The sequence below is a fragment of the Pseudomonas sp. NPDC087336 genome (assembly GCF_044744285.1).
In the GTDB taxonomy this organism is placed as follows: Bacteria; Pseudomonadota; Gammaproteobacteria; order Pseudomonadales; family Pseudomonadaceae; genus Aquipseudomonas.
In genome coordinates this window covers 272,003-295,253 of sequence record NZ_JBIUYA010000004.1, presented here as the reverse complement: position 1 = coordinate 295,253, position 23,251 = coordinate 272,003, and the positions used below count along the sequence as shown (strand labels likewise).

Genomic DNA, 23,251 nt, shown 5'->3' with positions numbered 1-23,251 from the left:
CCCCCCTATTGCAGGAGCGAGCTTGCTCGCGAAGAGCCCGAGAGCGCCGCGGGGTGCCAGGTTTCCTGCGTTATCGCTGACGACCATCGCGAGCAAGCTTGCTCCTACAGGGATCGTGTTCATTCTCATGCCACCTGCGAGACAAGTTGCGCCGCCAGCAGATGCTTGAGCAGCGCGCGGTAGGCAACGACACCGCGGCTCTTGCCGTCGAATTGCGAAGGCGTCAGCCCCGCCCGGCTGGCATCGCGCAGGCGTGTGTCGACCGGGATGTAGCCCTGCCAGATTTCGTCTGGAAACTTGTCGCGCAAAACCCGCAGCGTACCGAGGGACGCCTGCGTGCGGCGATCGAACAGGGTTGGCACGATGGTGAACGGCAAGGCCTGCTTGCGCGAGCGATTGATCATCGCCAGGGTGTTGACCATGCGCTCCAGGCCCTTGACCGCCAGGTGTTCGGTCTGCACCGGGATCACCAGTTGCTGGCTCGCCGCCAGGGCATTGACCATCAACACCCCGAGCAACGGCGGGCTGTCGATCACCGCGTAATCGAAGTCCTGCCATAACTGCGCCAGGCTCTTGGCGATCACCAGGCCCAGACCACTCTGGCCCGGCGACTGGCGTTCAAGGGTGGCCAGCGCGGTGCTCGAGGGCAACAGCGAAATGGACTCGTGACTGGTGGGCAGCAACAGCTGGCCGGGCAGGCCCTGGGGCACGCTGCCTTTATGCAGGAACAGGTCGTAGCTGCTGTGTTCCAGGCTGTCTGGGTCGTAACCGAAATAGCTGGTCATGGAGCCGTGGGGGTCGAGATCGACCACGACCACGCGCTTGCCCGCCTCGGCCAGCAACCCGGCTAAAGCGATGGAAGAAGTGGTTTTACCGACACCACCCTTTTGATTGGCAACTGCCCAGACTCTCATTCGATTGTTCCTCCCGGCCGGGTCGACCGGGAATTAGCTCAACGTGTTAATGCGGGCGACGGAGAATTGACGGCGTTCTCTCGAACCGGCGACTTGACCGCGGTCGGTGCAGTTTGTGTGCCAGCACGCTTCAAGGCGGCATCCGGTTGCGCATTGGCTGCCCCCGTCGCGGTGAGGCTGCGCCGCACGTCGAGGTTGCGCGACACCACCAGCACCACGCGACGGTTGCGCGCCCGGCCCTCGACCGTGGCGTTATTGGCCACTGGCTGGAATTCGCCATAGCCTACCGATGCCAGGCGACCGGGGTTGACCCCCTGCATCGCCAGCATGCGCACGATGCTGGCCGAGCGGGCCGAAGACAGCTCCCAGTTGGTGGGGTACTGCGCGGTGCGGATCGGTTGGTCGTCGGTGAAACCCTCGACATGGATCGGGTTGTCGAACGGCTTGAGGATCGCCGCGACCTTGTCGATGATGTTGAAGGCAATGTCGCTGGGCATGGCATCGCCACTGCCGAACAACAGGCTGGAATTGAGCTCGATCTCGACCCACAGCTCGTTGCCGCGCACGGTCATCTGCTTGGAGCTGATCAGGTCGCCGAAGGCCGCGCTGATGTCATCGGCGATGCTTTTGAGCGGATCGCTGGCACCCGAGACACCGGCATCGACCTGATCACTGTCCTTGACCAACGGCTTGGCCGGGGTGACGGTCTGCGGTCGCTCCTCACCGATGGGGATAGGCTTGAGCGCGCGATCGCTATCGGTGAAGACGCCGATCAATGCCTCGGAAATGACTTTGTACTTGCCTTCGTTGATCGACGAAATCGAGTACATCACCACGAAAAACGCGAAGAGCAAAGTGATGAAGTCGGCGTAGGAAACCAGCCAACGCTCATGGTTTACATGTTCATCATGTTGACGACGACGAGCCATAGTCCATTACCCCCATCAATCCATGAAGCCCTGGAGCTTCAACTCGATAGAGCGCGGGTTTTCACCTTCGGCGATCGACAGGATTCCTTCCAGCAACATTTCGCGATAACGCGACTGGCGCAACGCGATGGACTTGAGCTTGGCGGCAATCGGCAGCAATACCAGGTTGGCACTGGCCACACCGTAAATGGTGGCGACGAAGGCCACGGCGATGCCATTGCCCAGCTGCGACGGATCGCCCAGGTTGCCCATCACGTGAATCAGGCCCATCACCGCACCGATGATGCCGATGGTCGGCGCATAACCGCCCATGCTTTCGAAAACCTTGGCGGCTTCGATGTCGCGGCTTTCCTGGGTGTAGAAATCCACCTCGAGAATGCTGCGGATCGCTTCCGGCTCGACGCCATCGACCAGCAATTGCAGGCCTTTGCGCGAGTAGCTGTCGGGTTCGGTATCGGCCACCCCTTCCAGCCCGAGCAGGCCTTCCTTGCGGGCGGTCAGGCTCCAGTTGACGACGCGATCGATACCACCGGCCAGGTCGACCCGCGGAGGAAACAGGATCCACGCCAGAATCTGCATGGCACGCTTGAAGGCGCTCATGGGCGATTGCAGCAACGCCGCACCGATGGTCCCGCCCAGCACGATCAACGCGGCCGGACCGTTGGCCAGCGCACCGATATGTCCGCCTTCGAGGTAGTTGCCGCCAATGATGGCGACGAACGCCATGATGATGCCGATGAGACTTAAAACGTCCATCAGACACAGGCCTCGACGATGTGCCGGCCGATGTCGTCCAGTGCATACACCGCGTCGGCCAGTTCGGCCTTGACGATGGCCATGGGCATGCCATAGATCACGCAGCTGGCTTCATCCTGGGCCCAGATCGAACTGCCGCTCTGCTTGAGCAGGCGTGCGCCTTCACGACCGTCGGCGCCCATGCCGGTCAGTACGACCGCCAGAACTTTGTCGCCATAGGACTTGGCCGCCGAACCGAAGGTGATGTCCACGCAGGGCTTGTAGTTCAAGCGCTCGTCGCCCGGCAGGATTTTCACCGCACCCCGGCCGTCGATCATCATCTGCTTGCCGCCGGGTGCCAACAACGCCATACCCGGGCGCAGGATGTCGCCGTCCTCGGCTTCCTTGACGCTGATCCGGCAGAGCTTGTCCAGGCGCTCGGCGAACGCCTTGGTGAAGGCAGCCGGCATGTGCTGGACCAACACGATCGGGGCGGGGAAGTTGGCTGGCAGCTGGGTCAATACCCGCTGCAAGGCCACCGGGCCGCCGGTGGACGTACCGATGGCCAGCAATTTGTAGGCTTTGCGTTTGGGCGCAGGCGACGACGGTGCGTGCGCAGGTGCACGGGACGGGACCGGCGCGGGGGCCGGGCGCACAGGCGCGCTGCTGCCATAACCGAGAGTGCTCGAAGGCGTTGGCGTTGGTGTCGGCGCCGGTGCTACCACCGGTGCCGGCGCGCTATAGCTGCTGACACGACGATTGCTGCGCGAGATGCTGAGAATCTTCTCGCACAGTAGTTGTTTGACCTTCTCGGGGTTGCGCGAGATGTCTTCGAAGTTCTTCGGCAGGAAGTCCACCGCACCGGCGTCCAGCGCGTCCAGGGTGACCCGGGCGCCTTCATGGGTCAGTGAGGAAAACATCAGGACCGGGGTCGGGCAGCGCTGCATGATGTGCCGTACCGCGGTGATGCCGTCCATCATCGGCATCTCGTAGTCCATGGTGATCACGTCCGGCTTGAGGGCCAGTGCCTGATCGATCGCCTCTTTGCCGTTGGTCGCCGTGCCGACGACCTGGATATTGGAATCCGCTGAAAGAATTTCCGAGACGCGGCGACGGAAAAACCCTGAATCGTCCACCACCAGGACCTTGACTGCCATAAACACTCCATTAGACGCAGCGGGGCGTCAGCCGCCACCGCTGCGCCAGAATCAAATACGCCGTGTGGCGTAACGCTTGAGCATGCTCGGAACATCGAGAATCAGCGCGATGCGGCCGTCACCGGTAATGGTGGCGCCCGACATGCCCGGGGTTCCCTGGAGCATTTTGCCCAACGGCTTGATGACCACTTCTTCCTGGCCCACCAGCTGGTCGACGACAAAGCCGATCCGCTGGGTGCCTACCGAAAGGATCACCACGTGGCCTTCGCGCTGCTCTTCGTGAGCGGCGGAGCTGACCAGCCAGCGCTTGAGGTAGAACAACGGCAGTGCCTTGTCCCGCACGATCACCACTTCCTGGCCGTCCACCACGTTGGTGCGCGACAGGTCGAGGTGGAAGATCTCGTTGACGTTCACCAGCGGGAACGCAAACGCCTGGTTGCCGAGCATGACCATCAGGGTCGGCATGATCGCCAGGGTCAGCGGCACCTTGATGACAATCTTCGATCCCTGGCCCTTGGCCGAGTAGATGTTGATCGAACCGTTGAGCTGGGAGATCTTGGTTTTCACCACGTCCATGCCCACGCCACGACCCGACACGTCGGATATCTCGGTCTTGGTCGAGAAGCCCGGGGCGAAGATCAGGTTGTAGCACTCGGTATCGCTCAGGCGATCGGCCGCGTCCTTGTCCATCACACCGCGTTTTACCGCGATGGCACGCAGGACATTCGGGTCCATGCCCTTGCCGTCGTCGGAGATCGACAACAGGATGTGATCGCCCTCCTGCTCGGCCGCCAGGATCACCTTGCCACCACGGGCCTTGCCCGACGCTTCGCGTTCTTCCGGCGATTCGATGCCGTGGTCGACCGCGTTGCGCACCAGGTGGACCAACGGGTCGGCCAGGGCTTCGACCAGGTTCTTGTCGAGGTCGGTGTCTTCGCCGACCAGCTCCAGGTTGATCTCTTTCTTGAGCTGGCGCGCCAGGTCGCGAACCAGGCGCGGGAAGCGCCCGAAGACCTTCTTGATCGGTTGCATCCGGGTCTTCATGACCGCGGTCTGCAGGTCGGCCGTGACCACGTCGAGGTTCGACACGGCCTTGGACATGGCTTCGTCGGCGCTGTTGGCGCCCAGGCGGACCAGGCGGTTACGCACCAGCACCAACTCGCCAACCATGTTCATGATCTCGTCGAGCCGCGCGGTATCGACCCGCACGGTGGTCTCGGCTTCGCTGGCCGGCTTTTCCGCGGGCGGTGCGGCCGGGGCACGGGCCGCAGCCGGTGCAGCGGTGGCCGCCGGTGCTTCGGCTTTTGGTTCGGGCGCCTTGGCCACGGGCTTGGGCGCAACCACCTTGGCGGCCGCTGCTGTCACCGGGGCGTTCGCGCCGTTCGCCGCTGTCGCGGTGCCCACGTCGCTGAACTTGCCCTCGCCGTGCAATTCGTCGAGCAGTGCTTCGAATTCATGATCGCTGATCAGATCACTGCCGGCCGCCGCTGCGGCGGGCGCTACCGGTGCCGGCACCGATGCGATGGCCGACTCCAGCGCCTCGACCGCAAAGTTGCCCTTGCCGTGCAGTTGGTCGAGCAAGGCTTCGAATTCTTCGTCGGTGATGTCGCTGCTATCGCCAGCGGCTTGAGGCTCTGGCGGCGCGACGGGCGCCGGGGCCACTGCATCGACGGCGAACTTGCCCTTGCCGTGCAGTTGATCGAGCAACGACTCGAACTCGGCATCGGTGATTTCGTCGTTGGCAGGCACTTCGCTGGCAGGTGCTGGAGCAACGGCGGGCGCCTCGGCCTGGGCCTTGACGGCGTTCAGCGAGTCCAGCAGTTGTTCGAATTCGTTATCGGTAATATCGCCTGAATCGGCTTCAACCACAGGCGCGTCGATCACTGCGGCGACAGCCACCTCATCAGCCGCTTGCGGCTCGGCCAGACGAGCCAGCGCCGCCAGCAACTCAGGCGTTGCAGCCGTGATCGGGCAGCGTTCGCGCACTTCGCTGAACATGCCGTTCACCGCATCCAGCGCTTCGAGGACCACGTCCATCAATTCCGAATCGACGCGACGCTCGCCCTTGCGCAGGATGTCGAACACGTTCTCGGCGATGTGGCAGCACTCCACCAGCTCGTTGAGCTGGAGGAAGCCGGCGCCCCCTTTTACAGTGTGAAAACCGCGAAAAATTGCATTGAGCAAGTCCGCATCATCCGGACGGCTTTCCAGCTCGACCAGTTGCTCGGACAGTTGCTCTAGAATCTCGCCGGCCTCAACCAGGAAATCCTGAAGGATCTCTTCATCGGCGCCGAAGCTCATTAAGGGGGTGCTCCTACAGGTCTAAAAACCCAAAAAACCTGAATTCTAAAAACCCAGGCTGGATAGCAAATCGTCCACATCGTCCTGACCGGACATAACGTCTTCTCTTTTATCGGCATGAATCTGCGGACCTTCACCCTTGGAGAGATGTTTTTGTGGATCTTTTTCTGCAAGCATGGCCGCACGGTCATGTTCGATGCCCGCAAAGCGGTCCACCTGGCTGGCCATCAGCACGAGCTTGAGCAGGTTGCTTTCCACTTCGGTGACCAGTTGGGTCACACGCTTGATCACCTGGCCGGTGAGGTCCTGGTAATCCTGGGCGAGCAGAATGTCGTTGAGGTTGCTGGACACGGCGCGATTGTCTGCGCTGCTGCGCGCCAGGAAACCGTCGACGCGCCGGGCCAGCTCACGAAACTCTTCGGCCCCGACTTCGCGCCGCATGAACCGTCCCCAGTCGGCGCTCAAGCCCTGGGCTTCGTCAGCCAGGCTGTTGACCAGCGGCGTGGCGTTTTCCACCAGGTCCATGGTGCGGTTGGCGGCGGCTTCGGTCAGCTTCACCACATACCCCAGGCGCTCGGTGGCGTCGGTGATCTGTGACACTTCCTCGGCTTGCGGCATGTGCGGGTCAATCTGGAAATTGACGATCGCGCTATGCAGCTCGCGGGTGAGCTTGCCCACTTCCTGATACAGGCCACGGTCACGGGTCTGGTTGAGCTCATGGATCAATTGCACAGCATCGCCGAACCTGCCCTTTTCAAGGCTCGCGACCAATTCGACGGCGTGTTTTTTCAGGGTCGATTCAAAATCGCCCTGGGATGATTCGTTATGCCCCATAGCTCCCCCGTGGCGCAGTTCAACCGATGCGTTCGAAAATCTTTTCGATTTTTTCTTTCAACGCCTGGGCCGTGAAGGGTTTGACTACATAGCCGTTTACGCCGGCCTGAGCTGCCTCGATGATCTGCTCGCGCTTGGCTTCGGCAGTCACCATCAGCACTGGCAGGTGCTTGAGCCTTTCATCGGCGCGCACGTGGCGCAGCAGATCGATACCGGTCATGCCAGGCATGTTCCAGTCCGTCACCAGAAAGTCGATGCTCCCGCTGTTGAGTACCGGAATGGCGGTAGTACCATCGTCGGCCTCGACCGTGTTGGTGAACCCAAGGTCACGCAACAAATTCTTGATGATCCGCCGCATCGTTGAGAAGTCATCAACGATGAGGATTTTCATGTTCTTGTCCAATTCGACCTCCAAGCAGACTAAAACGCGCCCAGCACCTGGACGCGCCATTTCAATCAATCTGGCGAAACACTTGATGACTGTTTGGGTTACAACGGATCGAGACCGGCGCGGTTCATCACCCCACCCGCCGCGTCGCAGTGCCCCCACACTGCCTTCAGCGCGCTCGCCACTCTCCCAGACGCCCCCGCAAACGGGCCGCGCACTGGCTGTGTAACTGGCTGACCCGGGATTCGCTGACCCCCAGGACCTCGCCGATTTCCTTGAGATTCAATTCTTCGTCGTAGTACAGCGCCAACACCAATCGCTCACGCTCCGGCAAATTGGCGATCGCGTCCGCCAGCGCTGCCTGGAAGCGTTCATCTTCCAGATCGCGAGACGGTTCCAGATGAGCACTGGCGCCGTCCTCGTGCAGCCCTTCATGTTCGCCGTCCTGCAACAGGTCGTCGAAGCTGAACAGGCGGCTGCCCAGGGTGTCGTTCAAAATCCCGTAGTAATCGTCAAGACTCAATTGGAGTTCGGCCGCAACTTCGTGATCTTTAGCGTCACGGCCGGTTTTAGCTTCAATCGAGCGAATGGCGTCACTGACCATTCGCGTATTGCGGTGGACCGAACGAGGCGCCCAGTCACCCTTGCGCACTTCATCGAGCATGGCGCCGCGAATGCGGATGCCTGCGTAGGTCTCGAAACTGGCGCCTTTGCTGGCGTCGTATTTGGTCGATACTTCCAGCAGGCCGATCATCCCGGCCTGGATCAGGTCTTCGACCTGGACACTGGCCGGCAGACGCGCCAGCAAGTGATAGGCAATGCGTTTAACCAGCGGCGCGTAACGCTCGATCAGCTCGTACTGCGCGTTACGCGCCGATGCCTTGTAGAGGTTGTAACCGCTGGCGGTCATAGCACCGGTCCTGCCGTTTGCTGCACGAGGCGCTCGACGAAAAACTCCAGGTGCCCGCGCGGGTTGGCGGGCAGCGGCCAGGTATCGACCTTCTGCGCGATCGCCTTGAATGCCAGCGAGCACTTGGAGCGCGGGAAGGCCTCGTAGACGGCGCGCTGTTTCTGCACGGCCTTGCGCACGCTTTCGTCGTAAGGCACCGCGCCGACGTATTGCAGGGCGACGTCGAGGAAGCGGTCGGTGACCTTGGTCAACTTGGCGAACAGGTTGCGCCCTTCCTGGGGGCTCTGCGCCATGTTGGCCAACACGCGGAAACGGTTCATGCCGTAATCGCGGTTGAGCAATTTGATCAACGCATAGGCGTCAGTGATCGAGGTCGGCTCGTCGCACACCACCAGCAACACTTCCTGGGCCGCGCGCACGAAACTGACCACCGACTCACCAATGCCCGCCGCCGTATCGATCACCAGCACGTCGAGATTGTCGCCGATGTCGCTGAAGGCCTGGATCAGGCCGGCGTGCTGGGCCGGGCTCAAGTGGACCATGCTCTGAGTGCCGGACGCCGCGGGAACGATGCGGATGCCGCCAGGGCCCTGCAACAGCACGTCGCGCAATTCACAGCGGCCTTCGATCACGTCGGCCAGGGTACGTTTGGGTGTCAGCCCCAACAGAACGTCGACGTTCGCCAGGCCCAGGTCGGCGTCCAGCAGCATGACGCGCCGGCCAAGCTCAGCCAAAGCCAGGGACAAGTTCACTGACACGTTAGTTTTGCCGACGCCACCTTTGCCGCCGGTCACCGCGATCACCTGTACAGGATGCATGCTGCCCATGTTATTTCTTTACCTTGTTCTGCATTGACGGGGCCACATAACTGGCTGCGCGTTCACAACCGGAACAATGCATGGCAGGCCATCGATGTAGGGTACAAAAACTATTCATTGTGTTACCTCAGCCAACCTGCTTGGTCGGACTGTGGTAGATATCAGCGAACATGTCAGCCATGGCCTCTTCGCTGGGTTCTTCCTGCATTTGCACGCTGACGGCCCGACTGACCAGTTGATGACGACGCGGCAGATGCAGATCATCTGGAATCCGCGGGCCATCGGTCAGGTAGGCCACCGGCAACTCATGGCTGATGGCCAGACTCAACACCTCGCCCAGACTTGCCGTTTCATCCAGTTTAGTCAGGATGCAGCCAGCGAGTCCGCAACGCTTGTAACTGTGATAAGCGGCGGTTAGAACCTGTTTCTGGCTGGTGGTTGCCAGCACCAGATAATTTTTTGACCGGATGCCTCGAGCGGCCAGGCTTTCGAGCTGCATGCGCAGGGCCGGGTCGCTGGCTTGCAGGCCGGCGGTATCGATCAGCACCACACGCTTGCGCAACAAGGGATCCAGCGCCTGGACCAGCGACTGGTTCGGATCGACGTGGGTCACTGGCACATTGAGGATCCGCCCGAGGGTCTTGAGCTGCTCTTGGGCACCGATGCGAAAGCTGTCCATGCTCACCAGGGCAATGTTCTGCGCGCCGTACTTGAGCACGTAACGGGCCGCCAGCTTGGCCAGGGTGGTGGTCTTGCCCATGCCGGCCGGGCCGACCATGGCGATCACACCGCCTTCTTCCAGCGGTTCCATTTCCGGCGTAATGATCATTCGCGCCAGGTGCGCGAGCAACATGCGCCAGGCCTGACGGGGTTCTTCAATTTCACTGACCTGCGCCAGCAGATCCCGCGACAACGGGCCGGACACGCCAATGCGTTGCAGGCGGCGCCACAGGGTCGCCTGGTCCGGGCGGCTGCCCTGCAGCTGGTTCCAGGCGAGGGAGCCGAGTTGCACTTCCATGAGTTCGCGCAGGCTGTTGAGCTCCGAACGCATCGAGTCGAAGACCCGCGTATCAATCGCGGCCGCCGGGGCAGGTGCTGGAGCGGGACGGCGCGCTTCGGCCAGGGTCGGTTCGATCAGCGGTTCGGCAGCGGTCAGGGGCAGGCCGGCAAACAACTGTTGATTGGTGCCCTTGTCGCTATCGCCCTCGCCGCGCAGGCTCAATTCGGCCTGGGCAGTGACGATCCGCGACTGAGTCTTGCGCAGCTCGTCCTCGAGTTCCATGTTCGGCACGCGCGGGGCCAGCGCCGACGGTTGGTAATCCAGGGCAGCCGTAATCTCGACACCACCGGCAATGCGGCGGTTGCCAATGATCGCGGCATCGGCGCCCAGCTCTTCACGAACCAGCTTCATGGCCTGACGCATATCGGCGGCGAAAAAACGCTTAACTTGCATGAATCACTACCTCAGCCGTTGGGCCCTACTGTCGCAACGATGGTCACTTGCTTGTTGTCAGGAATTTCCTGATAAGCCAACACATGCAAACCCGGGACCGCGAGCCGGCCAAATCGCGAGAGCATCGCGCGAACCGGACCAGCTACCAGCAGAATCACCGGTTGACCTTGCATCTCCTGCCGCTGCGCCGCATCGATCAACGAGCGCTGCAGCTTTTCAGCCATGCTTGGCTCCAGCAGAACGCCCTCTTCAGAGCCCTGACCTGCCTTCTGCAGACTATTGAGCAATATTTGTTCCAACCTGGGCTCCAGCGTGATCACTGGCAGCTCGGAGTCAGTGCCTACAATGCTTTGCACGATTGCGCGGGATACGCCGACGCGCACCGCGGCGACCAGTGCGGCGGTATCTTGACTCTTGTTGGCGTTGTTCGCGATGGCTTCGGCAATGCTACGAATGTCGCGTACCGGCACCTGTTCGGCCAACAGCGCCTGCAGGACCTTGAGCAATTGCGAGAGCGACAGCACGCCCGGCACCAGCTCTTCGGCGAGTTTTGGCGAGTTTTTCGCCAGCAATTGCATGAGTTGCTGGACTTCTTCGTGGCCGATCAGCTCGCTGGAGTGCTTGTACAGGATCTGGTTCAGGTGGGTGGCCACCACGGTACTGGCATCGACCACGGTGTAGCCCAGCGATTGCGCCTGGGCGCGCTGGCTGATTTCGATCCACACCGCCTCCAGGCCGAAAGCCGGATCTTTGGCGGTTATACCGTTGAGCGTGCCGTAGACCTGCCCCGGATTGATCGCCAGCTCCCGGTCCGGGTAAATTTCCGCCTCGGCCAGGATCACCCCCATCAGGGTCAGGCGATAGGCGCTCGGAGCCAGGTCGAGGTTGTCGCGGATGTGCACCGTAGGCATGAGAAAGCCCAGGTCCTGGGACAGCTTCTTTCGTACACCCTTGATCCGCGCCAGCAATTGACCACCCTGGTTGCGGTCCACCAGCGGAATCAGGCGATAGCCCACTTCCAGGCCGATCATGTCGATCGGCGTCACGTCGTCCCAGCCCAGCTCCTTGGTTTCCTGGGCGCGGGCCGGCGATGGCAACAGCTCCTGCTGACGCTTGACCTCTTGCAGGGCCTGCACCTTGGCAACGTTCTGTTTTTTCCAGAACAGGTACGCCCCACCCGCGGCCAGGGCGGCCATGGACAGGAAGGAAAAGTGCGGCATGCCAGGCACCAGGCCCATCACCGCCATCAACCCCGCCGCCACCGCCAATGCCTTGGGCGTGGCGAACATCTGCCGACTGATCTGCTTGCCCATGTCTTCGGAGCCCGAAGCACGGGTCACCATGATCGCCGCCGCTGTGGATAACAACAGTGATGGCAATTGCGCCACCAAACCGTCACCGATGGTCAACAGGGCGTACACCTTGCCGGCATCGGCGAAGGTCATGTTGTGCTGGAAGATACCGACCGCCATACCGCCGATCAGGTTGATGAACAGAATCAGCAGGCCGGCGATGGCGTCACCGCGCACGAACTTGCTGGCACCGTCCATCGAGCCATAGAACTCGGCTTCCTGCGCCACTTCCGAACGCCGGGCCTTGGCCTGGGCCTGATCGATCAGGCCGGCGTTGAGGTCGGCGTCGATAGCCATTTGCTTGCCGGGCATCGCATCGAGGGTGAAACGCGCGCTCACTTCGGAAATACGCCCGGCACCCTTGGTCACCACGACGAAGTTGATGATCATCAAGATCGCGAACACCACGATACCTACCACGTAGTTACCGCCGATCACCACCTCGCCGAAGGCCTGGATCACCTTGCCAGCCGCCGCATGACCGTCCTGGCCGTGGAGCATCACCACCCGCGTGGACGCCACGTTCAGCGCCAGCCGCAGCAGCGTCGCCACCAGCAGAATGGTCGGGAACACCGCGAAATCCAGCGGGCGCAAGGCGTAGACGCAGACCAGCAGCACGACGATCGAAAGGGCAATGTTGAAGGTGAAGAACACATCCAGCAGGAACGGCGGCACCGGCAGCATCATCATCGCCAACATGACCAGCAGCAACAGCGGCACACCCAGATTGCCTCGACTGAGGTCGGCAATGTTGCTGCGGGCACTGTTGATTAACTGAGAGCGATCCACCGGTATTCCCCGTTCCTTTGAAGCAAACTTTTGACGCCAGAAGCTGGCGCAAAGCGGCTACTGCAAGAAGCCTTCCAACTTTTGCGGGGGGTTGAAATAGAGGTTTTAACGGAGGATTTGTATTGCCTGGTCTGGCGTCATCGCAGGTGAGCCCCGCTCCCACACCGTTTCGTGTCTATTGCTGATTTCGCGATTACCCCCAATCACTGTAGGAGCGAGGCTTGCCCGCGAAGAGGCCGGCACTGCCACCGAGCATCTTGCAAATCACACAAACGACCCACAAATCGAAGACGCAACCCCAGTACACCTATCAGTTCTGCTAGTTCCCTAATTCTGCAAAGGCGCCAATACTGAACTCCCGCACTTCGGACCTAGGGGTAACCCCCCATGACATCATCACCGCGCGAAACCGAGCTCTGCCGTTACCACTACGACCCCCTCGATCGCCTTGTCAGTCATGCACTGGCAGATATCCCCGGGCGCCAGCGCTTCTACTGCAAAAGCAGGCTGCTGGCCACCGATCAGCAGCGTTCGGTGTTGCAGATGGTCAATGCCAATCACCCACCTCAGCCCATCGTTTATTCGCCTTATGGTCACCGCCCTGTTGAAAGCGGGCTACTCAGCCTGCTCGGTTTTAACGGTGAACGGCCGGATCCGGTGACGGGTTGTTACTTGCTGGGAAATGGGTACCGGGCGCTTAATCCGGTGTTGATGCGTTTTAACAGCCCGGATAGCTTGAGTCCGTTTGGGAAGGGGGGATTGAATACCTATGCGTATTGCGCGGGCGACCCAATCAATTGGACAGACCCAACAGGCCACAGCATCATAGCAAACCTCGTGAAATCCAGTGGAAACAGGTTATCGACTAAAACTCTAACTGCATTACACGAGACAAAAAAAGCATTAGGCGGCGGATCAGTCATCAAATCAGACGCTCGTAATTTTCAAATAACACCAGAACAATTTCTAGCAGAAAGAACCATTAACAACAACCTAACAAAAGTTGAAAAAAACCTGAGTCAATTCGAAAACCCGCAGTTTACAATACACCACAAAGAACAAGTAGAAATTTTAGACCAGACCACCAGGAAAAAAGTAAACAAACACATGGACCTCATTATTGAGCTAAATAGCATTGAGAGCTTCAAATCAAGCCAAGGCACACAGTTAGCCATTGTTAATACAAATGAAAAAATAAAAAAATTCTTAAAAGTAGACCGCGAGCGACTGACAAACTTAAGGCTTGATCAGCTTAAAAATGAGGGGATCATTAACTACGCGACTGCTAATAAAGATATCCGGAGATAATAAGAAAAAAGGCCCCAAAAGGGGACAGATTTATTTAAACGCTACGCACAATAACGAAACGATAAATTTGCTTACAACAAACAGGGATGGTTTTATTCGCTACGACTAGGCTTTCCATGTCAACGCAAGGACATAGGAAAAAATATGCCGAGAATCGGACGCGTAGTATTGCCCAACTACCCACTCCATGTCGTACAGCGGGGCCACAATCGGCAGGTCGTATTCGCTGATGCCCGTGATTTTGAGAACTACCTCTCAGACCTGCGCGAGCTAAAAGAGGCCCTCGGCTTGAGGGTTTATGCCTATTGCTTGATGACCAATCATGTCCATCTTTTACTCTCACCTGGAGACACGCCCGCAAGCTTAGGGCAACTGATGAAAGCTCTCGCCGCTCGCATGACTCGTTATCGAAACAAGCTGGAAGGACGCTCAGGCACTCTATGGGAGAGTCGCTACAAGTCCAGCGTTGTTCAATCGGACACTTACCTTCTGGCATGTAGCAGATACATTGAGTTAAACCCTGTGAGAGCTCACATTGTGTCGAGAGCGGAAAACTATCCGTGGTCGAGCTATCGTCTTCGCGTAGTAGAGCCAGCAGAAAACAACTGGCTGGACATTGACCCATGCTTTGAAGCACTTGGCACGACAGAGCTCGTTCGACGAGATCGTTATAAAGAATTTTTATCGCAGGTTGCTCCGAGTGGAGAACTGGACCTAATTAGAGATGCACTACAACGAGGGCAACTCACTGTAGCCTCGCGTTTTGTGGAAGAAATAGAGAAAGTTACAGGGCTTCGAATAACAGGTCGAGGACAAGGCAGACCCACGAAAAATTCCAACACGAATTAGCAAGGCGGCCACAGTCGTTCTGCTGCCTTTAAATAAATCTGACCCCTTTTCTCTTTTCTGTCAGACCCCTTTTCTGTCATTCAGCAGATCATCATGCTGGGAGAACTGGCGGTGAATCGGGCGCTGGACAACCTTGACACGCAGGATTAGAGGGAGTGTTGCGGGCTTGGGTCAAAGTGTGATCCATGTGGGAGCGGGCTTGCTCGCGAAGAGGGAGTGTCAGTTAATGTTGATGTCGCCTGACACACCGCTTTCGCGAGCAAGCCCGCTCCCACAGGAGTCGGGGCCGATCGCTGAATTGCGCTCGAAACATATCCCCGGCAGGAGCCCGCACGCACTCACTCTTTGCCTAAATTATGCCCGCGCCGATAGTTGTTGCGAATAATACTGTCGATCAGAGAATCACCCGGAAAATCCGCCATGACGATACCTACTGTTCTTATCTGGGTAGACTGATCATTCAACGTTTTTAGATCGTCCCGCGTCAGTATGTTGGTGCCTTCAAAGGAAATGAAACACGTTACCCCTGTACATCCCGTCCTTGGAAATTTTGGATAGAGATCGCTATGTCCAAAATCAATCAGCCCTGTCCACAACCTTGCCGCATCCGTTCCCGGAGACACATGACCACTGGCAACAAAATAGGGAAACGATCGATGACTGGCCGACAGGTAATTCACATAAAACGTATCCCGGCTGCCCGCTGCGGCATTGTGCAACTGCTGTTTGATTTTGATGTACTTGTCGTGCAGATCCCAGTTCGATCCCATGGAGTAGTCATCCTGAATGTTGAAAACATTCTCATCCCTGTAACTGAGCCCGAACTTATTGAGTCTGGCATCGGCAGATAACACCACAAACTTGCCGCGCGCCTCGCCCAGCGTAAGCTTCGGTTTCTGGGTTTTTAGATAGATACTCGAATACAGCTGCATGTATTGGTCGAAGACCTGCTCCAGGCTCTGACTGACGTTCGTATCTGCCTCATACTCATCACTCACCCGAATCAGCACCATTTCACTAGGATTATCTCGAAGGAACCGCTTGATCGCCTCCAGCGCCGAGCCCAGCATCCTGTCCAGAAACGCTGCTCCGTGGTGCAGCGCCAAAGCATCACCCGTGCGACGAATCCTCAGGTCCAATACCCGTACTCCGTACTCCAACTGCTTGTCGAAGCCGAGGGTTTGGGTTTCGACGACATCCTTGTAAATCGGATACCAGGTGACCTGGAAAGTCGCCGAATCATGAGTACCCGGTAACGCCATCTCACTGAGTAGGACATCGTCCCGGATGGTTTTCATCCACTGCGATCTATCGGCGAACGGATCATCCGGATCATGGGAGTAGGCGTCGTCGAGATGGCCGTAAGCGGGCCATGCCAGGCAGTAGAGTAGCCCCAGAAAAAATCCAGTCGTCATTCCAAGCTTCATAGTCACGCCCTCCTTGGCTGCCAATGAATGCTCTTGCATGCTAACTGGATTGGTTTGGAGAGTGCCCTATATAGATATTTTTTGCGGTGGCCTTGCACATGGCGAGGACTGTCAGCCAACTTCAATGTTGGATGTGCCGGCCTCTTCGCGAGCAAGCTCGCTCCTACAGGGTTTGTTGCTGTATCAGGAATCCCGGCGCAGATCTGGCGGGATAGGTAGATCATCCTTGAGCGGATCCGGGCGTTTGCCCTTGCCCGCGCGGTACTGGCGGATCTGGTAGACGTAGGCCAGTACCTGGGCGACGGCGAGATACAGGCCGCCGGGGATTTCCTGTTCAAGCTCCGTGGAGTAATAAATCGACCGCGCCAACGCCGGCGACTCCAGCAGCAGAATCTCATTGGCCGTTGCAATCTCGCGAATCTTCAACGCCAGGAAGTCACTGCCCTTGGCGATCAACATCGGCGCCCCGCCATTGTCCGGGTCGTACTTGAGCGCCACGGCGTAGTGCGTCGGGTTGGTGATGACCACGTCGGCTTCGGGAATGGCGGCCATCATCCGCCGCTGGGACATCTCGCGCTGCAGCTGTCGAACTCGTTGCTTGACCTCAGGTCGCCCCTCTTGATCCTTGTGCTCGTCACGCACTTCCTGTTTGGTCATCAGCAGTTTCTTGTGGCTTTCCCAGAGCTGCACCGGCACGTCCACCACAGCGATGAGGATCAGCCCGCAGGCCATCCACAAGGTACTCCAGCCCACGACTTGCAGGCTGTGAATGATGGCCATGTCCAAGGGCTCATGGGCGATACGCAACAGGTCATCGATGTCCGCCGACAACACCGCCAGCGCCACGAACAGAATGATGATGAATTTGGCCAGGGCCTTGAGCAGTTCGACCAGCGACTTGGTGGAGAACATGCGCTTGAGCCCGGGACCAGGATTCAAGCGGCTGAATTTGGGCGCCATGGAACTCGCCGCGAACAGCCAGCCCCCCAGGGAAATCGGACCGATGATGGCAGCCAGCACCAATGTGATCATCACTGGCTGGATCGACCAAAGGGCAATTTGCCCCGAGCGCATCAGGTAGGTGGCCATGGCGCTCTGGTCCAGGATCACTTCCCGTGGCAGCGAGAAGTTGATGCGCATCAGCTCCATCATGTCCTGCGCCATGGCGCCGCCAAAAATCAACAATGCCGAGGCACCGACCAGCATGATCGCCAGCGTGCTGAGCTCCTTTGACCGGGCTACCTCGCCCTTTTCACGGGAGTCCTGCTTGCGCTTCTCCGTGGGGTCTTCTGTTTTGTCCTGACCGCTTTCGCTCTCAGCCATGACTCAGCTCGCCCGTGCCATTTCGCGTAACAACTGCAAGGCCTCGGAGGCCAGCGGTTGATACTGATTGAGAATGTCCGCCAGCCCGACCCAGACGATAAACAACCCAAGCACCAGGATCAGCGGGAAGCCGACAGAGAAAATGTTCAGTTGCGGCGCTGCCCGGGTCATGACGCCAAACGCGATGTTAACCACCAGCAGCGCGGTAATCGCCGGCAACACCAGCAGCAACGCCGAACCGAGTACCCAACCGAGCTTGCCGGCCAGCTCCCAGTAGTGATTGACCATCAGGCCGCCACCCACCGGCAACGTGGTGAAGCTCTCGGTGAGTATCTCGAACACCACCAGATGACCGTTCATGGACAGGAACAGCAGCGTCACCAGCATGGTGAAAAACTGCCCGATGACTGCCGTCGATACGCCGTTGGCCGGGTCGATCATCGAGGCGAAGCCCATGCCCATTTGAATGGCGACGATCTGCCCGGCCACCACAAAGGCCTGAAAGAACAACTGCAAGGAAAAGCCCATCACCGCACCGATGAGGATCTGCTCGGCGATCAGCAACAGCCCGCTAAGATCCAGGGGATTGACCGGGGGCATCGGTGGCAGGCCCGGCGCGATGACCACGGTAATGGCCACCGCGAAATACAGGCGGATGCGCCGAGGCACCAGGGTTGTGCCGAACACCGGCATGACCATTAGCAAGGAGCCGACGCGAAACAGCGGCAACATGAACGTCGCCACCCAGGTGCTGATCTGCGTATCGGTCAGCGCAAGCAGTGACATGGTTTAGCCGATGACCTGAGGAATGCTGCCGTACAGCTGCAGGATGTAATCCATGAAGGTCTGCACCAACCACGGACCGCCGACGATCAGCGTCACCAGCATCACCAGCAGGCGCGGCAAAAAGCTCAGGGTCTGTTCGTTGATCTGGGTGGCGGCCTGGAACATCGCCACCAGCAGGCCCACCAACAGGCTCGGAATCACCAGCACGGCGACCATCATGGTGGTCAACCACAGGGCTTCGCGGAAGATGTCTACGGCGACTTCAGGCGTCATGGCGAGACACCACCGAAACTGCTGGCCAGGGTGCCGATGATCAATGCCCAGCCATCGACCAGCACGAACAGCATGATTTTGAATGGCAGGGAAATGATCAGCGGCGAGAGCATCATCATACCCATGGCCATCAGCACACTGGCCACGACCAGGTCGATGATCAGGAACGGGATGAAGATCATGAAGCCGATCTGGAACGCTGTCTTGAGCTCGGAGGTCACGAACGCCGGCACCAGGATGGTCAGCGGCGCCTGATCCGGCGTGGCAATGTCGGTACGCTTGGACAGGCGCATGAACAGCTCCAGGTCACTGGTGCGCGTCTGGGCCAGCATGAAGTCCTTGATCGGTACCTGGGCCTTGGCCACGGCATCCTGGGCGGTCAATTTTTCCGCCAGGTAGGGTTGCAAGGCATCCTGATTCACCCGGTCGAACACCGGGGCCATGATGAACAGGGTCAGGAACAGCGCCATGCCGGTGAGGATCTGGTTCGACGGCGTCTGCTGCAAACCGAGGGCCTGGCGCAGGATCGAGAAGACGATGATGATCCGGGTGAAGCTGGTCATCAGCATGACGAACGCCGGAATGAAGCTCAGCGCGGTCATGATCAGCAGGATTTGCAGGCTGACCGAATACTCCTGCGCGCCTTCGGCGTTGGTGCCCAGGGTGATCGCCGGGATCGACAACGGATCGGCGGCGAACGCCAGCGGCGCGGCCAGCATCAGGGCCAGGGTCAAGATGATGCGCAGCGCACCCATTACTTCTTATCCTTCTGATCCTTGCCCATCAACTCCATCAGGCGCTGGGCAAACTCGGGGGTGGCTTTTTCAGTCCCGCTCGGCACCTGCACCGGCTCCTTGAGCACATGCAACGCCGTGATGGTGCCCGGGCTCAGGCCGAGCAGGATCTGCTCGCTGCCGACCTGCACGAGCATCAAGCGATCACGGGGCCCCAGCGCGCGGGAGCCAATCAACTCGATCACTTGCCCCTTGCCGGCCGGCCCGGCCTGTTGCACCCGGCGCAATAGCCAGGCGAGGAAGAAAATCAGCCCCAGCACCAGCAACAAACCCAACACAAGCTGCGTCAGTTGCCCGGCCACGCCGCTGTTGACCGCAGGCGCGGCGGTGGCATTGGCGACGGGCTCGGCGGCCAGCACAAGGCACGGCAACGCCAACGCCAATCCCGAGAACAACCCCAGAAGCCTTTTCACTCAGCGCAGCTTCTTGATGCGTTCGCTTGGGCTGATCACGTCGGTCAGGCGGATGCCGAACTTCTCGTTGACCACCACCACTTCGCCATGGGCGATGAGGGTGCCATTGACCAGCACGTCCAGTGGCTCACCGGCCAGGCGATCAAGCTCGATGACCGAGCCCTGGTTGAGCTGCAACAGGTTGCGGATATTGATATCGGTGCTGCCGACCTCCATGGAGATCGACACCGGGATATCGAGGATCACATCCAGGTTCGGACCTTCCAGGCTCACCGGGTCGTTGTTCTTCGGCAGGCCGCCGAACTCTTCCATGGGCAGGCGGTTGGACGAGGAGCGGCCAGCATCGGCGGCCAGCAAGGCGTCGATATCGGCCTGCCCGGCATCGCCGCTTTCCTCCAGGGCCGCGGCCCACTCATCAGCCAGCGCCTGGTCGTCCTGGGTATTCATATTGTCAGCCATCATTTGTCCTCGGCGGGCAACCCTTCAACGAAGAGTGAATTAATAGGGGTAGTTGCGCCGCTTCAACGGCGCTCGATCGGCTCGATCACTTGCAGTGCAAGGTTGCCCTTGTGCGAGCCCATCTTGACCTTGAAGGCCGGCACGCCGTTGGCGCGCATGACCAGTTCTTCCTGCATGTCCACGGGAATCACATCCCCCGGCTGCATGTGCAGGATGTCGCGCAGCTTCAACTGGCGACGGGCAACCGTAGCGTTGATCGGTACATCGACGTCCAGCACGTCCTGGCGCAAGGCGTTGACCCAACGCTCGTCCTGGTCGTCGAGATCGGACTGGAAGCCGGCATCAAGCATTTCGCGGACCGGTTCGATCATTGAATAAGGCATGGTCACGTGCAGGTCACCGCCACCGCCATCGAGTTCGATGTGGAAGGTCGACACCACAATGGCTTCGCTCGGACCGACGATGTTGGCCATGGCCGGATTCACTTCCGAGTTGATGTACTCGAAGTTCACTTCCATGATCGCCTGCCAGGCCTCTTTCAAGTCGACGAAGGCTTGCTCCAGCACCATGCGCACCACGCGCAACTCGGTCGGAGTGAATTCACGCCCCTCGATCTTGGCGTGGCGGCCATCGCCGCCGAAGAAGTTATCCACCAGCTTGAACACCAGCTTGGCGTCGAGGATAAACAGCGCCGTGCCGCGCAGCGGCTTGATCTTGACCAGGTTAAGACTGGTCGGCACGTACAGCGAGTGCACGTACTCGCCGAACTTCATCACCTGCACGCCACCGACCGCTACGTCTGCCGAGCGGCGCAGCATGTTGAACATGCTGATGCGCGTGTAGCGGGCAAAACGCTCGTTGATCATTTCCAGGGTCGGCATGCGTCCACGGACGATGCGATCCTGGCTGGTCAGGTCATAGCTCTTGACGGTGCCGGGTTCGGCAGCAATATCGGTCTGTACCAGACCATCGTCGACGCCATGCAGCAGCGCGTCGATCTCATCCTGGGACAGCAGGTCCTGCACGGCCATGTCGTGTTCCTACTGCAGTACGAAATTAGTGAAAAGCAACTGTTCGATCACCACTTTGCCGAGCTCTTTCTGCGCCACTTCCTGGACGCTGGCCGTGGCCTTCTGGCGCAACATTTCCTGGCCGACCGGCGAGGCGAGGGTCGCGAAATCCTGACCGGAGAAGAGCATGACCAGGTTGTTGCGGATCACCGGCATGTGCACCTTGAGCGCGTCCAGATCAGCCTGGTTGCGCGCGAGCATGGTAATGCTCACTTGCATGTAGCGCTGGCGACCGTTCTGGTTGTAGTTGGCCACGAACGCCGGGGCCATCGGCTCGAAAACGGCGGGCTGCTTGCCCACGGGAGTGGTTTCGGCCACGACGGCAGGTTTGCTCTGCGCACTGTGCATGAAGTACCAGGTCGCCCCCACGGACAAGCCGATCGCCAGCAGCAGCGCCACCACGATCAAGATGATCAGCTTGAGTTTGCCTTTGGTTGCGGGGTCTTTTACTGCTGCGTCGCTCTTCGCCATGCCAATAATCCGTCACTATTCGGTTTTTACAGTCGCGCGACAAGGCAGGAGCAAGTGTTATGCCAGAACGATAAGATCTGGAGGCCACCACAAACCATTGTGGGAGCGGGCTTGCTCGCGAAGAGGGCGTAACAGTCGAGGAAGATGTTGACTGTTACGCCCTCTTCGCGAGCAAGCCCGCTCCCACAGGGTTAGTGCGGCCCTTGATCAAGCGTAGTAGTCGACTGCGCTGGAGCCGATTACATGAGTGGCCGTTGCAGCCACTTCGGCAACGCCTGGGGTGATCTCGTCATCCATCGAATCAAGACGACCGCCGCCAGCACTCGCGCGCCCACTCTGTGCCTGCTGATGCTGCGCCTGGTCCTGCGATCCCCGGGACTGGTCGGAAACATTGACGTCGACCTGGCCCATGCCCTGCTGGGTGAACATGTCGCGCAAACGCTGCATCTGGCCGTCCAACGCTTCACGCACGCCAGGGTGCGCACTCATGAACGTTACCTGGGTCTGTTGATCAGGCACCATGTTCACCCGAATGTCGAGGCGGCCGAGCTCGGCCGGCTGCAACTGGATATCGGCCGCCTTGAGATTGGCGCTGGACAGGTACATGACCCGGTTCACCACTTCTTCGGTCCAGCCGCTCTGATGCATCGCGATGGGCTGGTTGACCGGCACCGCGTTGGCGGTTTTTGGCGTGGCCGCCTGGGTCAGCGCCGCCAGACGGTTGGCGAAATCGTCGACCCGGGTATCGCTGCTGGCAGACTTGAGGTCCTTGAGCCCCTCATCGATCAGGCCACTGAAGGCCTGGTCGCCCCCCTGGCCGGTACCGTCCTTGTCGGCTTGCACATCGAGCATGTTCGCCATGCTGGCGGCAAAGGTCTGCGCCGCGGTCCGCTCGCCGTCAGCCTCTGTCGGTGCCGCCTTGGGTTGTGCCTGGCTTGAGGCCGAGACATGACCGCTCTGCTCCATGGCCATGCGCAGGGCTGGCAGGGCGTCGAGCGGGTCGGCTTCGGGATCGAAACCATCGTCGGTGCCAGGGACGGCTGGCGGGATGATCGACGCAACAATCGCTTCAACGGCTGGCGAATCAGCTACAATAGGCGCCGCGACTGCAGGCGACGAGGCAGGATCAACAGGTACGGCATCGACGACCGTTGCCTGCCCGGCGCCCGTCGTATCGTCGGCCTGCTTGTCGTCGGCTTGCGCCGGTTTATCGGCGGGCAAGCTTTTGCCGCTATCGGCAACGGCTGGCTTCTCGGCGGCATCGTTATCCTTGATGACTTCTTTTTTACCGGCGTTGTACGCCACCTTGTCGCGTGGTGGTTTCAAAGGTCCGTCAGCGGCCGCTACAGACGAGCTCCGGCCTTGTGTGGCGTAGACCTGAGAGAAGCTGGACGCCTTGTCCCCGGGCTCGGCGGCGACCTTCGTGGAAGGGGCGGCGGCGGCCTGACCTTTGGCCTGAGCGGTGGCCTGGAGGAGAGAATTGGGGGTAAAGGGCATT

Annotated in this window: 23 protein-coding genes and 1 pseudogene; 2 read left to right on the top strand and 22 right to left on the bottom strand. The window is 59.6% G+C overall.

The features are described 5' to 3' along the window. Window positions 1-6: 6 nt before the first annotated feature. From ACIO0C_RS06340 to flhA, 12 genes and pseudogenes are all read right to left on the bottom strand, one after another. Window positions 7-129, bottom strand: a pseudogene (locus tag ACIO0C_RS06340) (outer membrane lipoprotein carrier protein LolA); the annotation flags it as partial. Beyond that, window positions 126-914, bottom strand: coding sequence for a ParA family protein (locus ACIO0C_RS06335; protein ID WP_401309217.1), 789 nt, complete (start codon window positions 912-914; stop codon window positions 126-128). The pseudogene ACIO0C_RS06340 and the gene ACIO0C_RS06335, both read right to left, overlap by 4 nt. A gap of 38 nt (window positions 915-952) precedes the next feature. Continuing rightward, the gene (motD, locus tag ACIO0C_RS06330; RefSeq protein WP_401309215.1) at window positions 953-1,843 is read right to left on the bottom strand and encodes a flagellar motor protein MotD; all 891 of its coding nucleotides are present in this window, start codon (window positions 1,841-1,843) and stop codon (window positions 953-955) included. Window positions 1,844-1,858: 15 nt separating this feature from the next. After that, complete coding sequence (locus ACIO0C_RS06325) at window positions 1,859-2,599, bottom strand: flagellar motor protein (protein ID WP_008055354.1); 741 nt, start codon at window positions 2,597-2,599, stop codon at window positions 1,859-1,861. Further along, window positions 2,599-3,735, bottom strand: coding sequence for a chemotaxis response regulator protein-glutamate methylesterase (locus ACIO0C_RS06320; protein WP_401309213.1), 1,137 nt, complete (start codon window positions 3,733-3,735; stop codon window positions 2,599-2,601). Before ACIO0C_RS06320 ends, ACIO0C_RS06325 begins: the two co-directional genes overlap by 1 nt. Before the next feature lie 51 nt (window positions 3,736-3,786). Next, entirely contained in the window at window positions 3,787-6,036 is a 2,250-nt protein-coding gene (locus tag ACIO0C_RS06315; RefSeq protein ID WP_401309211.1) for a chemotaxis protein CheA, read from the bottom strand. Between the two features lie 45 nt (window positions 6,037-6,081). Beyond that, on the bottom strand, window positions 6,082-6,870 hold the full coding sequence (locus tag ACIO0C_RS06310; protein WP_401309209.1) for a protein phosphatase CheZ: 789 nt from the start codon (window positions 6,868-6,870) through the stop codon (window positions 6,082-6,084). 19 nt (window positions 6,871-6,889) lie between these two features. After that, window positions 6,890-7,261 carry a chemotaxis response regulator CheY gene (locus ACIO0C_RS06305; protein ID WP_007975363.1) on the bottom strand — a complete coding sequence of 124 codons (372 nt, stop codon included), beginning with the start codon at window positions 7,259-7,261 and terminating at the stop codon, window positions 6,890-6,892. Between the two features lie 166 nt (window positions 7,262-7,427). Next, the gene (gene fliA, locus ACIO0C_RS06300; RefSeq protein WP_272605167.1) at window positions 7,428-8,168 is read right to left on the bottom strand and encodes an RNA polymerase sigma factor FliA; all 741 of its coding nucleotides are present in this window, start codon (window positions 8,166-8,168) and stop codon (window positions 7,428-7,430) included. Beyond that, complete coding sequence (gene fleN, locus ACIO0C_RS06295; RefSeq protein ID WP_007975361.1) at window positions 8,165-8,995, bottom strand: flagellar synthesis regulator FleN; 831 nt, start codon at window positions 8,993-8,995, stop codon at window positions 8,165-8,167. Before fleN ends, fliA begins: the two co-directional genes overlap by 4 nt. 118 nt (window positions 8,996-9,113) lie before the next feature. Continuing rightward, on the bottom strand, window positions 9,114-10,439 hold the full coding sequence (gene flhF / locus ACIO0C_RS06290) for a flagellar biosynthesis protein FlhF (protein WP_401309204.1): 1,326 nt from the start codon (window positions 10,437-10,439) through the stop codon (window positions 9,114-9,116). Between the two features lie 11 nt (window positions 10,440-10,450). Further along, complete coding sequence (flhA, locus tag ACIO0C_RS06285; protein WP_401309201.1) at window positions 10,451-12,580, bottom strand: flagellar biosynthesis protein FlhA; 2,130 nt, start codon at window positions 12,578-12,580, stop codon at window positions 10,451-10,453. Window positions 12,581-12,967: 387 nt separating this feature from the next. Between flhA and ACIO0C_RS06280 the strand changes: the two genes are divergently transcribed. Together ACIO0C_RS06280 and ACIO0C_RS06275 are read left to right on the top strand one after the other, a co-directional pair. Continuing rightward, window positions 12,968-13,888: an RHS repeat-associated core domain-containing protein gene (locus ACIO0C_RS06280; RefSeq protein WP_401309199.1), complete on the top strand. Its 921-nt coding sequence runs from the start codon at window positions 12,968-12,970 to the stop codon at window positions 13,886-13,888. 144 nt (window positions 13,889-14,032) lie between these two features. After that, entirely contained in the window at window positions 14,033-14,737 is a 705-nt protein-coding gene (locus tag ACIO0C_RS06275; RefSeq protein ID WP_401309197.1) for a transposase, read from the top strand. 338 nt (window positions 14,738-15,075) lie between these two features. Here ACIO0C_RS06275 and ACIO0C_RS06270 read toward each other — a convergent pair whose 3' ends face one another. The 10 genes from ACIO0C_RS06270 to ACIO0C_RS06225 form a co-directional block, all read right to left on the bottom strand. After that, window positions 15,076-16,164 (bottom strand): phosphatidylinositol-specific phospholipase C, encoded by a 1,089-nt coding sequence (locus tag ACIO0C_RS06270; RefSeq protein WP_401309195.1) that lies wholly within the window; start codon window positions 16,162-16,164, stop codon window positions 15,076-15,078. Between the two features lie 183 nt (window positions 16,165-16,347). After that, complete coding sequence (gene flhB, locus ACIO0C_RS06265; RefSeq protein WP_401309193.1) at window positions 16,348-17,487, bottom strand: flagellar biosynthesis protein FlhB; 1,140 nt, start codon at window positions 17,485-17,487, stop codon at window positions 16,348-16,350. A 3-nt stretch (window positions 17,488-17,490) separates the two neighbouring features. Then, a complete protein-coding gene (fliR, locus tag ACIO0C_RS06260; protein WP_401309190.1) occupies window positions 17,491-18,273 on the bottom strand; it encodes a flagellar biosynthetic protein FliR in 783 nt (260 codons plus the stop codon). Between the two features lie 3 nt (window positions 18,274-18,276). Continuing rightward, window positions 18,277-18,546 (bottom strand): flagellar biosynthesis protein FliQ, encoded by a 270-nt coding sequence (gene fliQ, locus ACIO0C_RS06255; protein WP_057398373.1) that lies wholly within the window; start codon window positions 18,544-18,546, stop codon window positions 18,277-18,279. Continuing rightward, window positions 18,543-19,301 carry a flagellar type III secretion system pore protein FliP gene (gene fliP / locus ACIO0C_RS06250; RefSeq protein WP_401309187.1) on the bottom strand — a complete coding sequence of 253 codons (759 nt, stop codon included), beginning with the start codon at window positions 19,299-19,301 and terminating at the stop codon, window positions 18,543-18,545. The genes fliQ and fliP overlap by 4 nt, the downstream gene beginning before the upstream one ends. Continuing rightward, entirely contained in the window at window positions 19,301-19,753 is a 453-nt protein-coding gene (gene fliO / locus ACIO0C_RS06245) for a flagellar biosynthetic protein FliO (RefSeq protein WP_401309185.1), read from the bottom strand. The genes fliP and fliO overlap by 1 nt, the downstream gene beginning before the upstream one ends. After that, window positions 19,754-20,212 carry a flagellar motor switch protein FliN gene (gene fliN / locus ACIO0C_RS06240; RefSeq protein ID WP_401309182.1) on the bottom strand — a complete coding sequence of 153 codons (459 nt, stop codon included), beginning with the start codon at window positions 20,210-20,212 and terminating at the stop codon, window positions 19,754-19,756. A 62-nt stretch (window positions 20,213-20,274) separates the two neighbouring features. Further along, entirely contained in the window at window positions 20,275-21,243 is a 969-nt protein-coding gene (gene fliM / locus ACIO0C_RS06235) for a flagellar motor switch protein FliM (RefSeq protein WP_272605157.1), read from the bottom strand. A gap of 9 nt (window positions 21,244-21,252) precedes the next feature. Next, on the bottom strand, window positions 21,253-21,753 hold the full coding sequence (gene fliL, locus ACIO0C_RS06230; RefSeq protein WP_401309179.1) for a flagellar basal body-associated protein FliL: 501 nt from the start codon (window positions 21,751-21,753) through the stop codon (window positions 21,253-21,255). A gap of 207 nt (window positions 21,754-21,960) precedes the next feature. Then, a complete protein-coding gene (locus tag ACIO0C_RS06225; RefSeq protein ID WP_401309176.1) occupies window positions 21,961-23,250 on the bottom strand; it encodes a flagellar hook-length control protein FliK in 1,290 nt (429 codons plus the stop codon). Between the last annotated feature and the right edge of the window lies 1 nt (window position 23,251).

Bases quoted from the DNA above. Each gene is read 5' to 3' on its own strand.
- ACIO0C_RS06335 (WP_401309217.1), bottom strand. From the start codon at position 914: ATGAGAGTCTGGGCAGTTGCCAATCAAAAGGGTGGTGTCGGTAAAACC.
- motD (WP_401309215.1), bottom strand. From the start codon at position 1,843: ATGGCTCGTCGTCGTCAACATGATGAACATGTAAACCATGAGCGTTGG.
- ACIO0C_RS06325 (WP_008055354.1), bottom strand. From the start codon at position 2,599: ATGGACGTTTTAAGTCTCATCGGCATCATCATGGCGTTCGTCGCCATC.
- ACIO0C_RS06320 (WP_401309213.1), bottom strand. From the start codon at position 3,735: ATGGCAGTCAAGGTCCTGGTGGTGGACGATTCAGGGTTTTTCCGTCGC.
- ACIO0C_RS06315 (WP_401309211.1), bottom strand. From the start codon at position 6,036: ATGAGCTTCGGCGCCGATGAAGAGATCCTTCAGGATTTCCTGGTTGAG.
- ACIO0C_RS06310 (WP_401309209.1), bottom strand. From the start codon at position 6,870: ATGGGGCATAACGAATCATCCCAGGGCGATTTTGAATCGACCCTGAAA.
- ACIO0C_RS06305 (WP_007975363.1), bottom strand. From the start codon at position 7,261: ATGAAAATCCTCATCGTTGATGACTTCTCAACGATGCGGCGGATCATC.
- fliA (WP_272605167.1), bottom strand. From the start codon at position 8,168: ATGACCGCCAGCGGTTACAACCTCTACAAGGCATCGGCGCGTAACGCG.
- fleN (WP_007975361.1), bottom strand. From the start codon at position 8,995: ATGGGCAGCATGCATCCTGTACAGGTGATCGCGGTGACCGGCGGCAAA.
- flhF (WP_401309204.1), bottom strand. From the start codon at position 10,439: ATGCAAGTTAAGCGTTTTTTCGCCGCCGATATGCGTCAGGCCATGAAG.
- ACIO0C_RS06280 (WP_401309199.1), top strand. From the start codon at position 12,968: ATGACATCATCACCGCGCGAAACCGAGCTCTGCCGTTACCACTACGAC.
- ACIO0C_RS06275 (WP_401309197.1), top strand. From the start codon at position 14,033: ATGCCGAGAATCGGACGCGTAGTATTGCCCAACTACCCACTCCATGTC.
- ACIO0C_RS06270 (WP_401309195.1), bottom strand. From the start codon at position 16,164: ATGAAGCTTGGAATGACGACTGGATTTTTTCTGGGGCTACTCTACTGC.
- flhB (WP_401309193.1), bottom strand. From the start codon at position 17,487: ATGGCTGAGAGCGAAAGCGGTCAGGACAAAACAGAAGACCCCACGGAG.
- fliR (WP_401309190.1), bottom strand. From the start codon at position 18,273: ATGTCACTGCTTGCGCTGACCGATACGCAGATCAGCACCTGGGTGGCG.
- fliQ (WP_057398373.1), bottom strand. From the start codon at position 18,546: ATGACGCCTGAAGTCGCCGTAGACATCTTCCGCGAAGCCCTGTGGTTG.
- fliP (WP_401309187.1), bottom strand. From the start codon at position 19,301: ATGGGTGCGCTGCGCATCATCTTGACCCTGGCCCTGATGCTGGCCGCG.
- fliN (WP_401309182.1), bottom strand. From the start codon at position 20,212: ATGGCTGACAATATGAATACCCAGGACGACCAGGCGCTGGCTGATGAG.
- fliM (WP_272605157.1), bottom strand. From the start codon at position 21,243: ATGGCCGTGCAGGACCTGCTGTCCCAGGATGAGATCGACGCGCTGCTG.
- fliL (WP_401309179.1), bottom strand. From the start codon at position 21,753: ATGGCGAAGAGCGACGCAGCAGTAAAAGACCCCGCAACCAAAGGCAAA.
- ACIO0C_RS06225 (WP_401309176.1), bottom strand. From the start codon at position 23,250: ATGCCCTTTACCCCCAATTCTCTCCTCCAGGCCACCGCTCAGGCCAAA.